We start from the raw sequence: 13218 nt of genomic DNA, 5'->3' as shown, positions 1-13218 counted from the left end.
GCTGCTTCTTTCGTCTTCTTCAATGAATCAAGCAATTCGTGTGGGAACTTATGGAGCAGCTGATGTCGTCGATTAAGGAGGTGATCCAGCCGCAGGTTCCCCTACGGCTACCTTGTTACGACTTCACCCCAGTCATGAATCACACCGTGGTAACCGTCCTCCCGAAGGTTAGACTAGCTACTTCTGGTGCAACCCACTCCCATGGTGTGACGGGCGGTGTGTACAAGGCCCGGGAACGTATTCACCGTGACATTCTGATTCACGATTACTAGCGATTCCGACTTCACGCAGTCGAGTTGCAGACTGCGATCCGGACTACGATCGGTTTTATGGGATTAGCTCCACCTCGCGGCTTGGCAACCCTTTGTACCGACCATTGTAGCACGTGTGTAGCCCAGGCCGTAAGGGCCATGATGACTTGACGTCATCCCCACCTTCCTCCGGTTTGTCACCGGCAGTCTCCTTAGAGTGCCCACCATAACGTGCTGGTAACTAAGGACAAGGGTTGCGCTCGTTACGGGACTTAACCCAACATCTCACGACACGAGCTGACGACAGCCATGCAGCACCTGTCTCAATGTTCCCGAAGGCACCAATCCATCTCTGGAAAGTTCATTGGATGTCAAGGCCTGGTAAGGTTCTTCGCGTTGCTTCGAATTAAACCACATGCTCCACCGCTTGTGCGGGCCCCCGTCAATTCATTTGAGTTTTAACCTTGCGGCCGTACTCCCCAGGCGGTCAACTTAATGCGTTAGCTGCGCCACTAAGAGCTCAAGGCTCCCAACGGCTAGTTGACATCGTTTACGGCGTGGACTACCAGGGTATCTAATCCTGTTTGCTCCCCACGCTTTCGCACCTCAGTGTCAGTATCAGTCCAGGTGGTCGCCTTCGCCACTGGTGTTCCTTCCTATATCTACGCATTTCACCGCTACACAGGAAATTCCACCACCCTCTACCATACTCTAGCTCGACAGTTTTGAATGCAGTTCCCAGGTTGAGCCCGGGGATTTCACATCCAACTTAACGAACCACCTACGCGCGCTTTACGCCCAGTAATTCCGATTAACGCTTGCACCCTCTGTATTACCGCGGCTGCTGGCACAGAGTTAGCCGGTGCTTATTCTGTCGGTAACGTCAAAACAGCAAAGTATTAATTTACTGCCCTTCCTCCCAACTTAAAGTGCTTTACAATCCGAAGACCTTCTTCACACACGCGGCATGGCTGGATCAGGCTTTCGCCCATTGTCCAATATTCCCCACTGCTGCCTCCCGTAGGAGTCTGGACCGTGTCTCAGTTCCAGTGTGACTGATCATCCTCTCAGACCAGTTACGGATCGTCGCCTTGGTGAGCCATTACCTCACCAACTAGCTAATCCGACCTAGGCTCATCTGATAGCGCAAGGCCCGAAGGTCCCCTGCTTTCTCCCGTAGGACGTATGCGGTATTAGCGTTCCTTTCGAAACGTTGTCCCCCACTACCAGGCAGATTCCTAGGCATTACTCACCCGTCCGCCGCTGAATCCAGGAGCAAGCTCCTCTCATCCGCTCGACTTGCATGTGTTAGGCCTGCCGCCAGCGTTCAATCTGAGCCATGATCAAACTCTTCAGTTCAAACATCTTTGGGTTTTTAAGAAACCCTAAACTTGGCTCAGCAATCGTTGGTTACATCTTTGATTTCTCGCGGAGTAACTTGTGATGCTGATAATCTTGTTGACTATCAGTCTGACTCCACAAGCACCCACACGAATTGCTTGATTCAGTTGTTAAAGAGCGATTGGTTAAGATCTTTCGTCTCAACCGAGGCGCGCATTCTACAGCAGCCTCATTTGCTGTCAAGTGATTATTTTCAGAAGTTTTCGAAGAATTCTTCAACAACTTCAACCACTTGCGCTTCCGATCTCTCGTCAGCGGGAGGCGAATTCTACAGCGTTACACGCTGCTGTCAACACCTCTTTTTCAACTTCCTTTCTGGCTTCGATGAACTGAAGCGCCCTGCTGCCGAAACCTGCATAACTCATTGAATCTCAAGGAGTTTTCCGTTTCGACTGCGCCGGAAGTGGGGCGAATTATAGACACCTGAAATCTGCCGTCAACACCTATTTTCATAATTCTGTCACATCGGTCAAAAAACCCCGAAAACACGAAGGCCGACCTCGATGAGGTCGGCCTTCTGCCTTTCTACTTACAAGCTAGGGAAGGCGAACTGCGAAGCCTCATGGCTCGCGCGCTGTGGCCAGCGCTGGGTGATTGCCTTGCGACGGGTATAGAAGCGCACACCATCCGGACCATAGGCATGCAGGTCGCCGAACAACGAACGCTTCCAGCCGCCGAAGCTGTGGTAAGCCACCGGTACCGGCAGCGGCACGTTGACGCCAACCATGCCGACTTCGATCTCGTCGCAGAACAGACGCGCCGCTTCACCGTCACGGGTGAAGATGCAGGTGCCGTTGCCGTATTCGTGATCGTTGATCAGTTGCATCGCCTCTTCCAGGCTGTTCACGCGAACGATGCACAGAACCGGCCCGAAGATCTCTTCTTTATAGATGCGCATTTCCGGGGTGACGTTGTCGAACAGGCAGCCACCGAGGAAGAAACCTTCTTCGTGACCGGCCACGCTGAAACCACGACCGTCGACCACCAGGGTCGCGCCCGCTGCCACACCGTCATCCACGTAACCGCTGACTTTGTCGCGCGCCTGACCGGTTACCAGTGGGCCCATGTCCAGACCGCACGAAGTGCCGGCACCGATTTTCAGTGCCTGGATCTGTGGAACCAGTTTGGCCACCAGCGCATCTGCCACTTGATCGCCAACACACACAGCAACCGAGATCGCCATGCAGCGCTCGCCGCACGAACCGTAAGCCGCGCCCATCAGTGCGCTGACCGCGTTATCCAGATCGGCATCCGGCATCAACACTGCGTGGTTCTTCGCGCCGCCCAGTGCCTGAACGCGTTTGCCGCGCTTGGTGCCTTCGGCGTAGATGTATTCAGCAATCGGCGTCGAACCAACGAAGCTCAGCGCTTTGACTTCCGGCGCTTCGATCAGCGCGTCTACTGCAGTCTTGTCACCGTGAACCACGCTCATCACGCCTTTCGGCAGACCGGCTTCCAGCAGCAGCTGAGCGATCAGCAGTGTCGAGCTTGGATCACGCTCGGACGGTTTGAGGATGAAGCAGTTGCCGCAGACGATCGCCAGCGGGTACATCCACAGCGGCACCATGGCCGGGAAGTTGAAAGGGGTGATCCCGGCAACAATGCCCAGCGGCTGGAAGTCCGACCATGCGTCGATGTTCGGGCCGACGTTGCGGCTGTACTCGCCCTTGAGGATTTCCGGCGCTGCGCAAGCGAACTCGACGTTCTCGATACCGCGCTTCAGTTCACCGGCGGCGTCTTCCAGAGTTTTACCGTGTTCTTCACTGATCAATTGCGAGATGCGTGCTTCGTTCTGCTCCAGCAGTTGCTTGAAGCGGAACATCACCTGCGCACGTTTGGCCGGTGGCGTGTTGCGCCAGGCCGGGAACGCAGCTTTGGCGGCATCGATGGCTTTCTGGATGGTTGCCTGGCTGGCCAGTGGCAGCTTGTGGATAGCCTGACCGGTGGACGGATTGAACACATCAACCGCGCGACCGTTCTCGGTCACCAGTTCGCCATTGATCAAATGCGGGATAACGCTCATCGAAAACTCCTGAATTCTTGTGCGCAGACGCCCGCAACAGGCGCCTGCTATTTGCATAGCTATATAGAAGGAAAAATCAGTCGAGCTTGTTCAGCACTTCGCCGACCGCGTCGAACAGACGATCGAGGTCTTGCGGCTTGCTGTTGAAGGTTGGGCCGAACTGCAGGGTGTCGCCGCCGAAGCGTACGTAGAACCCGGCTTTCCACAGGGCCATGCCCGCTTCGAACGGACGCACGATGGCGTCACCGTCACGCGGGGCAATCTGAATGGCACCGGCCAGGCCGAAGTTACGGATGTCGATAACGTTCTTCGAGCCCTTCAGGCCATGCAGCGCGTTTTCGAAATGCGGCGCGACTTCCGCGACGCTCTGCACCAGGTTTTCTTTTTGCAGCAGGTCGAGTGCCGCAAGGCCAGCGGCGCAAGCCACCGGGTGCGCCGAGTAGGTGTAACCGTGCGGGAATTCCACGGCGTATTCCGGGGTCGGCTGATTCATGAAGGTCTGGTAGATCTCGGAGCTGGCAATCACCGCGCCCATCGGGATCGCGCCGTTGGTGACTTGCTTGGCGATGCACATCAGGTCCGGAGTAACGCCAAAGGTGTCGGCACCGAACATGTTGCCGGTACGGCCGAAACCGGTGATCACTTCGTCGAACACCAACAGAATGCTGTGCTGATCGCAGATTTCGCGCAGACGCTTCAGGTAACCCTGCGGCGGCACCAGTACGCCGGCGGAACCGGCCATAGGTTCTACAAATACGGCGGCGATGTTCGACGCATCGTGCAATTCGATCAGCTTCAGCAGCTCATCGGCCAAAGCGATACCGCCCTGCTCCGGCATGCCGCGGGAGAACGCATTGCTCGCCAGCAGGGTGTGCGGCAGGTGATCGACGTCCATCATCGCCTGACCGAACAGCTTGCGGTTGCCATTGACGCCGCCAAGGCTGGTGCCGGCGATGTTCACGCCGTGGTAACCACGGGCACGGCCGATCATTTTGGTTTTGGTCGCCTGACCTTTTAGGCGCCAGTAGGCACGGACCATTTTCACCGCGGTGTCGGCGCACTCGGAACCCGAGTCAGTGAAGAACACGTGATTGAGGTTGCCCGGGGTCAGCTCGGTGATTTTCTCGGCCAACTGGAACGACAACGGGTGGCCGTACTGGAAGCCCGGCGAGTAATCGAGGGTACCCAACTGCTTGGAAACCGCTTCCTGAATTTCCTTGCGGGTGTGGCCAGCGCCGCAGGTCCACAGACCGGACAGCGAGTCGTATACCCGGCGGCCCTTGTCGTCGATCAGCCAGCTGCCTTCGGCGCCAACGATCAGACGCGGGTCGCGCTGGAAGTTACGGTTGGCGGTGTACGGCATCCAGTGCGCGTCCAGCTTCAGTTGGCTGGCCAGTGGCGACTGAGCGTTTTCAGGCATGTTCATCGGGCAAAACCTCGCAGGGCATAAGCGTCAGGGAGATAAAAAGCGTTGTTGCAGCTAAATTGCCACGCGGATAAAGTCTGTGAAATTCAACTCTTCTAACGTTCAGTTAGAACTTTGCTAAACAATGAGAACAACAATATGAGCAGCCGTCGCCCCGATCCGCTGGCCCAGGTCAGTGACTTTGATATTCGCCTGCTGCGGATATTCCGCAGCGTGGTGGAGTGCGGCGGCTTCTCGGCGGCGGAAACCGTGCTCGGCATCGGTCGCTCGGCGATCAGCCAGCAGATGAGCGATCTGGAGCAGCGTCTCGGTTTACGTTTGTGTCAGCGCGGCCGCGCCGGGTTTTCGCTGACCGAAGAAGGCCGTGAGGTGTATCAATCGGCGCTGCAACTATTAAGTGCGCTGGAAAGTTTCCGCACTGAGGTCAACGGCCTGCACCAGCATTTGCGCGGTGAGCTGATCATCGGCCTGACCGACAACCTCGTCACCCTGCCCCACATGCGCATCACTCACGCCCTCGCCCAGTTGAAGGAACGCGGGCCGGATGTGCAGATCCAGATACGCATGATTGCGCCGAATGAAGTCGAGCAAGGCGTGCTCGATGGGCGACTGCATGTCGGTGTGGTGCCGCAGGCCAGTGCGTTGTCGGGACTGGAATATCAACCGCTGTACAGCGAGCGCTCGCTGCTCTATTGCGCAGTGGGGCATCCGTTGTTTTATGTCGATGACAAGCAACTGGATGACGAACGTCTAAACAGTCAGGACGCGATTGCCCCGACCTTTCGTCTGCCGGCGGATATTCAGGCGCATTACCAGGCGCTCAATTGCACCGCCAGTGCCTCGGACCGTGAGGGCATGGCGTTTCTGATTTTGACCGGGCGTTACATTGGATATCTGCCGGATCACTACGCCAGTCTCTGGGTGCAGCAAGGTCGCTTGCGTGCTTTAAAACCAGGAACGCGGTTTTACGACTTGAGTCTGGCATCGGTCACGCGCAAGGGGCGGCGCACTCATTTGGTGCTGGAAAGCTTTCTGGAAAGCCTTGCCGCGACGCGCTGAAAAATCCAGCAAGGCCCAGCGGGGTTGGGCCTAAACAACAAATTCTTTGAATAACCTGAGCAAGTGGACAGCTTTTTGCAAAGCAGGATCAACTCCGATCCTTCAACAAGAAGCCTTCAGCCATGCAGCCAGATTCCGAACAATCCAGCGACCTGATCTACGGCCTCAACGACCGCCCCAAACCACTCGCCGCAACTCTCGCGGCGCTACAACACGTGCTCGCCAGTTTCGTCGGCATCATCACCCCGCCGCTGGTGATTGGTTCAGCATTGGGGCTGACCGCGCACTTGCCGTATCTGATCAGCATGGCGTTGATGGTTTCGGGCGTCGGCACGTTCATTCAGGCGCGGCGGCCGTTCGGCATCGGGGCGGGAATGATCTGTCTGCAAGGCACCAGTTTTGCTTTTCTTGGTGCGGTGCTGTCGGCCGGGTTTCTGGTCAAGCAACGCGGCGGCAGCCCGGAAGACATTCTGGCGATGATCTTCGGTGTGTGCTTTTTCGGCGCAATCGTGCAGATCGTCCTCAGCCGTTTCATCGGTCAATTGCGTCGAGTCGTTACGCCGTTGGTGACCGGTATCGTCATCACCCTGATCGGTATCAGCCTGATCAAGGTCGGCATCACCGATCTGGGCGGTGGCTTCAATGCGCCGGACTTCGGTGCGCCGGGCAATCTGGCGCTGGGCGTGTTTGTGTTGCTGACCATCATTCTGCTCAACCGTTCGAACACGCCATGGGTGCGCTTGTCGGCAATCATCATCGGTTTGCTGCTCGGCAGCCTGGCCGCGTGGTTCAGTGGGAAACTGGTGCCGCAGCCTTTACCTGACTTGCCACTGGTGAGTTTTCCTACACCGTTCAAGTTTGGCTTCAGCTTCGACTGGACGGCTTTCCTGCCGGTCGCGCTGATTTATCTGATCAGCACCATCGAAACCGTCGGCGACCTCACTGCCAATTGCATGCTCGCTCGCCAACCGATTAGTGGCCCTTCTTATATAAGCCGCCTGCGCGGTGGCGTCCTCGGCGATGGCGTCAGTTGCATGATCGCCGCGACCTTCAGCGCCTTCCCCAACACCACGTTTGCGCAGAACAACGGCGTGATCCAGCTGACCGGCGTTGCCAGTCGCTATGTCGGTTTGTACATCGGCACGATCCTGTTTTGTCTCGGAATGTTCCCGATGATCGGCGCGGTGCTGCAACAGATTCCAAAACCGGTACTCGGTGGCGCGACCCTGGTGATGTTCGGCGCGGTGGCCGCTGCCGGCGTGCGCATCCTCGCGCAGTCGCCGCTGGATCGCCGCAGCATGTTGATCATCGCCACTTCGTTCGGAGTAGGCTTGGGCATTGCTGCGCAGCCGAACCTGCTGCACTTGTTGCCGAAACTGGTGCAGAACCTGTTTGATTCGGCGATCACCAGCGGCGGCCTGACCGCAATTATCCTGTGCCTGTTGCTGCCGGAATCGAAAACCGAGGCCGCTGAAGCGCACGCGCCGCTGAACAAGATCGAACAGGCGTAACGGTTTTATCGCGCAAAGACTTGTCGGATGCCTGTGGGTGCGCTATCAACGCAACTGGTTGCACCCACAGACAAACCCGGAAGTGCCTATGACCTTTGAAGTCCCAGCCCATGGCGGCAAACCCGCCAGCCGCATTCGTCAGAAAAACGAAGAGACCATCCTCAAAGCCGCCGAAGACGAGTTCGCCCGTCACGGGTACAAAGGCACCAGCATGAACACCATCGCGCAGAATGCCGGGTTGCCCAAGGCCAACCTGCATTACTACTTCACCAACAAACTCGGTTTGTACGTGGCGGTGCTGAGCAACATCATTGAGCTGTGGGACAGCACCTTCAACACCCTTACCGCCGAAGACGATCCGGCCGAAGCGCTGACCCGCTATATTCGCGCCAAAATGGAATTCTCCCGCCGCCAGCCACAGGCCTCGCGGATCTTTGCGATGGAAGTGATCAGCGGCGGCGAATGTCTGAGCGAATATTTCAATCAGGATTACCGCGCCTGGTTCACCGGCCGCGCAGCGGTGTTTCAGGCGTGGATCGATGCGGGCAAAATGGACCCGGTCGATCCGGTGCATCTGATCTTCCTGTTGTGGGGCAGCACCCAACATTACGCTGACTTTGCCACGCAAATCTGTCGCGTCAGCGGTCGCAGCAAGTTGACCAAGCAAGACATGGAAGACGCCGGCAACAACCTGATCCGCATCATTCTCAAAGGCTGCGGCCTCACTCCTCCTCTATAAGACGTTTATGCCTTTCACCCTCAGCGGTTTTTGCGAGTACCGCGAAGAGATTCGCAAAAGCCGCTTTATCACTTTCGCCACGCGGATCAACAGCCCTGCCGAGGCGCAGGCGTTCTTCGAACAACACAGCGATCTCAACGCCTCGCACAATTGCTGGGCGTGGAAACTCGGCGATCAATATCGCAGCAATGACGACGGCGAACCGGGCGGCACGGCGGGTCGACCGATTCTGGCGGCGATCGAAGCGCAGGACTGCGATCAGGTCGCGGTGCTGGTGATTCGTTGGTACGGTGGTATTCAACTCGGCACGGGCGGTTTGGCCCGGGCTTATGGCGGTGGTGCGAACAAGTGCCTGCAGACCGCGGCGAAGGTTGAACTGATCAGTCGGGTGCCGTTGAGCTGTGCCTGCGGGTTTGCCGAGTTGGCGTTGGTGAAGTTGCGGGTTGCGGACTTGGGTGGATTGGTTGTCGAAGAAAACTTCACGGCAAACGGCGTTGAGTTGAAGTTGGCTGTGGGGGAAGCGCAGATCGATATCTTGCAAACGCAGCTAGCCGATTTGAGTCGTGGGCGGATTTTGTTGCAGCGGTGAAGCAAGATCAAAAGATCGTCCGATCGCGGCCCGAGCGTTCCGCAGCTCCTACACTCGAAATGCGTTCCCCTGCAGGAGCTGCCGAAGGCTGCGATCTTTTAGGGCATCACCCTTTTCCGTTTTTCCCCGGACTTGCCCACATCTGCTGTGCACCCGACTGTGGATAACCTGAGCACATAACGCTGTAACCCTTCTGTCACGTGGCTTTGCGCGGTTTGTTCACTTTTCGTTCAATTCACCCGACGAAACGAAAATTCCAAACAGAAACAGATAGTTAGCTCGGTTTATCACCATTAGAAGAAAGCACCGCAGTGCTTATGCCCGGGTTGTCGGCTTGCGCACAATAACTGTGGAGCAACCTGTGGATAACCCGTTCATGACCGCCGCAGTCGCAGGTTCTTCCTAGCCCCCACGGATTTGCTCGTTTTTTGATCAGTTGCCGACGGGCAAAACTGGAGCCCGATCAACGGCTTTGCTCTGAATTGGTGCCGTGAGCCCAACCAATTTTGAAGGCAATGCTCTGCTTCAGGCACTTGCACACGCGGCCCGCTCGGGTTCCTGACCCAATGGCCAGGAAATTGCTTTATCCACAGGCACAACTCCAAGCAAGTCGAGCCTGTCATGCCAATAGCCCCTCCCCTCCCGCGCCTGCAATTGCGCCATATCAGCAAACGCTACCCCGGCTGTCTGGCCAATGACGCCATTGACCTGAGCATCGCGCCGGGGGAAATCCATGCCCTGCTCGGTGAAAACGGTGCGGGCAAAAGTACCCTGATGAAGATTATCTACGGCGTCACCCAGGCTGATTCGGGCGAGATGCTCTGGCAGGGGCAACGGGTCAATATCCGCAACCCTGCACAGGCGCGGCAGTTGGGCATCGGCATGGTGTTCCAGCATTTCTCCCTGTTCGAAACCCTCAGCGTGGCGCAGAACATTGCGCTGGCGATGGGTGCTGCGGCCGGCACACCGAAACAACTGGAACCGAAGATTCGCGAAGTGTCGCGCCGCTACGGCATGGCGCTGGAACCCGAGAGACTTGTCCACAGCCTGTCGATCGGCGAGCGGCAACGAGTGGAGATTATTCGCTGCCTGATGCAGGACATTCGCCTGTTGATTCTCGACGAACCGACTTCGGTGCTGACGCCGCAGGAGGCCGAGGAATTGTTCATTACCCTGCGTCGCCTCGCTGCCGAAGGCTGCAGTATTCTGTTTATCAGCCACAAACTTGGCGAAGTACGGGCGCTGTGTCACAGCGCGACAGTTTTGCGCGGCGGGCGAGTTGCCGGACATTGCGTGCCAGCCGAATGTTCGGATCAGCAGTTGGCGCAGCTGATGGTCGGCGAAGCAGCGGCGTTGATTGGCGATTACCCGAAGGTCAGTGGCGGCACGACGTTTTTACGGATTAGCGGATTGAGTTGGCACAATCCGGACCCGTTTGGCTGCTCGCTCAAAGACATCGACCTGGAAGTGCGCAGCGGTGAAATCGTCGGCATCGCCGGGGTCGCCGGTAATGGTCAGGATGAGTTGCTTGCGCTGCTCAGCGGCGAGCAAATCCTGCCTCGCGCCGAAGCGGCGACTATTCGATTCGCGGAGCAACATGTCGCCGACCTGCGCCCGGATGCGCGACGCAAACTGGGCCTGGCGTTCGTCCCCGCCGAGCGTCTCGGCCATGGCGCGGTGCCGGAATTGAGTCTGGCCGACAACGCCCTGCTCACCGCTTTCCAGCAAGGCTTGGTCAGCCACGGCTTGATCGAACGCGGCAAAGTCCAAGCCCTCGCGCAACAGATCATCCAGCGCTTCGGCGTGAAAACCCCAGACACGCAAACCGCCGCGCGCAGTTTGTCCGGCGGCAACCTGCAGAAATTCATCCTCGGCCGGGAAATCCTTCAGCAACCGAAACTGCTGATCGCCGCGCACCCGACCTGGGGCGTGGACGTCGGCGCTGCCGCGACCATTCACCGTGCATTGATCGCGTTGCGCGATGCCGGCGCGGCGATTCTGGTGATTTCCGAAGACCTAGACGAACTGTTCCAGATCAGCGACCGCCTAGGCGCGTTGTGCGGTGGACGTTTGTCGGCGCTGCACAACACCACCGATACCCAACTCAGCGACGTCGGCGGCTGGATGGCCGGCCAGTTCGATCATTCACCTTCAGCCGCCACGGTTTAACGGAGTTTTCCACATGTTGCTTTTCCTCGAACCCCGTGGCCAGCAATCGCGCTTGATGCTGTGGTGCTCGCCATTACTGGCGGCGGCGCTGACGCTTGGCTGCGGCTCGCTGCTGTTTATCGCCCTTGGCCACGACCCGCTGCAAACCTTGCACACGCTGCTGGTCGCGCCGGTCAGCGATTTGTATGGCGTCTCCGAATTACTGGTCAAAGCGCTGCCGATTCTGCTCTGCGCACTGGGTCTGGCCGTGGCGTATCAGGCACGAATCTGGAACATCGGCGCCGAAGGCCAATTACTCCTCGGCGCGCTTGCCGGCAGCGCCTTGGCGGTGAACATCATCGGCATGCAAAGTCGTTGGGCGCTGGTATTTATTCTGCTCACCGGCACCGTCGCTGGTGCGGCGTGGGCCGGGCTGACCGCTTGGTTGCGCACACGCTTCAACGCCAACGAAATCCTCACCAGCATCATGCTCAATTACATCGCCCTGAACCTGCTGCTGTTCTGCGTGCACGGGCCGTTGAAGGATCCGGCCGGGTTCAACTTTCCCGAGTCGGCGATGTTCGGCGACGCCAGTCGTTTGCCGCTGCTGATGGAGGATGGCCGCGTGCACGCCGGGGTGTATTTCGCCTTGCTCGCACTGGTTGCGGTGTGGGTGTTGTTGCAGAAAAGCTTTGTCGGTTTTCAGATCAAAGTGCTTGGGCTGGACAAGCGTGCGGCGGGGTTCGTCGGCTTTCGCGAGAAGCGTTTGATCTGGCTGGCGCTGTTGATCAGTGGTGGCTTGGCCGGGCTGGCGGGTGTCTGCGAAGTCACCGGACCGATTGGGCAATTGGTGCCGCAGGTTTCGCCGGGGTATGGCTATGCGGCGATTACCGTGGCTTTTCTTGGGCGCCTCAATCCGATCGGGATTCTGTTTTCCAGCCTGCTGATGGCGCTGCTGTACATCGGTGGCGAGAGCGCACAGATGACGATGAATCTGCCGCAAGCGATCACCCAGTTGTTCCAGGGAATGATGCTGTTTTTCCTGCTCGCCAGTGACGTGCTGATCCTCTATCGGCCACGCCTGAACCTGCGCTGGGTGAAGCGCACGTCGACCACTGCCGTAACCGCCGGAGCGCTGTGATGGATATCGATCTGTTGAGCAATATTTTCTACGCCATGGTGCGCTGCGGCACGCCGCTGTTGCTGGTGGCGCTGGGTGAACTGATCTGCGAGAAGAGCGGCGTGCTCAATCTTGGCCAGGAAGGGATGATGCTGTTTGGCGCGGTGATCGGTTTTATCGTCGCGCTGAACAGCGGCAATCTGTGGCTTGGCGTGTTGCTGGCGATGCTCGCCGGAATGCTGTTGTCGTCGCTGTTTGCCTTGGTGGCGTTGGTGTTCAACGCCAATCAGGTTGCGACCGGTTTGGCGTTGACGATTTTTGGTGTCGGGCTGTCGACGTTTGTTGGGGCGGCCTGGGTGGGCAAACCGCTGGCCGGTTTTGAGCCGTGGGCGATTCCTTATCTGAGTGAGATTCCGCTGATCGGGCGGATGCTGTTTGCTCAGGATCTGCTGGTGTATCTGTCGTTCGCGCTGTTTGCGCTGGTGGCGTGGGTGATCATCAAAAGTCGTGTCGGGTTGATCATTCAAGCGGTCGGCGAGAATCCGGATGCGGCCAGTGCGATGGGGTTGCCGGTGTTGACCGTGCGCACGTTGGCGGTGCTGTTCGGCGGGGCGATGGCCGGGCTGGCCGGAGCGTATTTGTCGCTGGCGTACACGCCGATGTGGGCGGAAAACATGACCGCCGGGCGTGGCTGGATCGCCCTGGCGCTGGTGGTGTTTGCCAGTTGGCGAGTATGGCGGTTGTTGCTCGGGGCGTATCTGTTTGGCCTCGCCAGCATCCTGCACCTGGTGGCGCAGGGGTTGGGGCTGGCGATTCCGTCGAGTTTGCTGGCGATGCTGCCGTATGTGGCGACAATTGTGGTGTTGGTGCTGTTGTCGCGGGATGCGTTGCGGACGCGGTTGTATGCGCCGGTGTCGCTTGGGCAGCCTTGGCAGGCGGGGCATTAAGGGG

General features: G+C 58.1%; 9 protein-coding genes and 1 rRNA gene. 7 read left to right on the top strand and 3 right to left on the bottom strand.

Annotation, left to right across the window (positions count from 1 at the left end; genetic code table 11):
* Positions 1–73: 73 nt before the first annotated feature.
* The 3 genes from F8N44_RS27065 to F8N44_RS27050 all read right to left on the bottom strand — a co-directional run bounded on the left by F8N44_RS27065 (position 74) and on the right by F8N44_RS27050 (position 5101).
* Positions 74–1610: ribosomal RNA gene (locus tag F8N44_RS27065) — 16S ribosomal RNA — on the bottom strand.
* A 571-nt stretch (positions 1611–2181) separates the two neighbouring features.
* Positions 2182–3675: a CoA-acylating methylmalonate-semialdehyde dehydrogenase gene (locus tag F8N44_RS27055; protein WP_038360740.1), complete on the bottom strand. Its 1494-nt coding sequence runs from the start codon at positions 3673–3675 to the stop codon at positions 2182–2184.
* Between the two features lie 76 nt (positions 3676–3751).
* Positions 3752–5101: an aspartate aminotransferase family protein gene (locus F8N44_RS27050; RefSeq protein ID WP_150652463.1), complete on the bottom strand. Its 1350-nt coding sequence runs from the start codon at positions 5099–5101 to the stop codon at positions 3752–3754.
* A 138-nt stretch (positions 5102–5239) separates the two neighbouring features.
* Here F8N44_RS27050 and F8N44_RS27045 point away from each other — a divergent pair, with 138 nt between their 5' ends.
* From F8N44_RS27045 to F8N44_RS27015, 7 genes are all read left to right on the top strand, one after another.
* The gene (locus tag F8N44_RS27045) at positions 5240–6160 is read left to right on the top strand and encodes a LysR family transcriptional regulator (RefSeq protein ID WP_150652462.1); all 921 of its coding nucleotides are present in this window, start codon (positions 5240–5242) and stop codon (positions 6158–6160) included.
* A 122-nt stretch (positions 6161–6282) separates the two neighbouring features.
* On the top strand, positions 6283–7671 hold the full coding sequence (locus F8N44_RS27040) for a uracil-xanthine permease family protein (protein ID WP_150652461.1): 1389 nt from the start codon (positions 6283–6285) through the stop codon (positions 7669–7671).
* Positions 7672–7759: 88 nt separating this feature from the next.
* Entirely contained in the window at positions 7760–8410 is a 651-nt protein-coding gene (locus F8N44_RS27035) for a TetR/AcrR family transcriptional regulator (RefSeq protein ID WP_038360732.1), read from the top strand.
* A 7-nt stretch (positions 8411–8417) separates the two neighbouring features.
* Positions 8418–8999, top strand: a complete 582-nt coding sequence (locus tag F8N44_RS27030) for an IMPACT family protein (protein ID WP_150652460.1) — start codon at positions 8418–8420, stop codon at positions 8997–8999.
* A 621-nt stretch (positions 9000–9620) separates the two neighbouring features.
* On the top strand, positions 9621–11168 hold the full coding sequence (locus F8N44_RS27025) for an ABC transporter ATP-binding protein (RefSeq protein WP_150652459.1): 1548 nt from the start codon (positions 9621–9623) through the stop codon (positions 11166–11168).
* A 13-nt stretch (positions 11169–11181) separates the two neighbouring features.
* Positions 11182–12288: an ABC transporter permease gene (locus F8N44_RS27020; RefSeq protein ID WP_150652458.1), complete on the top strand. Its 1107-nt coding sequence runs from the start codon at positions 11182–11184 to the stop codon at positions 12286–12288.
* A complete protein-coding gene (locus tag F8N44_RS27015) occupies positions 12288–13214 on the top strand; it encodes an ABC transporter permease (protein ID WP_150652457.1) in 927 nt (308 codons plus the stop codon). Before F8N44_RS27020 ends, F8N44_RS27015 begins: the two co-directional genes overlap by 1 nt.
* Positions 13215–13218 lie beyond the last annotated feature (4 nt).

Origin of the sequence: Pseudomonas fluorescens, assembly GCF_902497745.1 — a bacterium.
Taxonomy (GTDB): Bacteria; Pseudomonadota; Gammaproteobacteria; order Pseudomonadales; family Pseudomonadaceae; genus Aquipseudomonas; species Aquipseudomonas fluorescens_BM.
The sequence above is the reverse complement of the archived record's forward strand: the minus strand, read 5'-3'. Positions and strand labels throughout refer to the sequence as shown.

Bases quoted from the DNA above. Each gene is read 5' to 3' on its own strand.
- F8N44_RS27055 (WP_038360740.1), bottom strand. From the start codon at position 3,675: ATGAGCGTTATCCCGCATTTGATCAATGGCGAACTGGTGACCGAGAAC.
- F8N44_RS27050 (WP_150652463.1), bottom strand. From the start codon at position 5,101: ATGAACATGCCTGAAAACGCTCAGTCGCCACTGGCCAGCCAACTGAAG.
- F8N44_RS27045 (WP_150652462.1), top strand. From the start codon at position 5,240: ATGAGCAGCCGTCGCCCCGATCCGCTGGCCCAGGTCAGTGACTTTGAT.
- F8N44_RS27040 (WP_150652461.1), top strand. From the start codon at position 6,283: ATGCAGCCAGATTCCGAACAATCCAGCGACCTGATCTACGGCCTCAAC.
- F8N44_RS27035 (WP_038360732.1), top strand. From the start codon at position 7,760: ATGACCTTTGAAGTCCCAGCCCATGGCGGCAAACCCGCCAGCCGCATT.
- F8N44_RS27030 (WP_150652460.1), top strand. From the start codon at position 8,418: ATGCCTTTCACCCTCAGCGGTTTTTGCGAGTACCGCGAAGAGATTCGC.
- F8N44_RS27025 (WP_150652459.1), top strand. From the start codon at position 9,621: ATGCCAATAGCCCCTCCCCTCCCGCGCCTGCAATTGCGCCATATCAGC.
- F8N44_RS27020 (WP_150652458.1), top strand. From the start codon at position 11,182: ATGTTGCTTTTCCTCGAACCCCGTGGCCAGCAATCGCGCTTGATGCTG.
- F8N44_RS27015 (WP_150652457.1), top strand. From the start codon at position 12,288: ATGGATATCGATCTGTTGAGCAATATTTTCTACGCCATGGTGCGCTGC.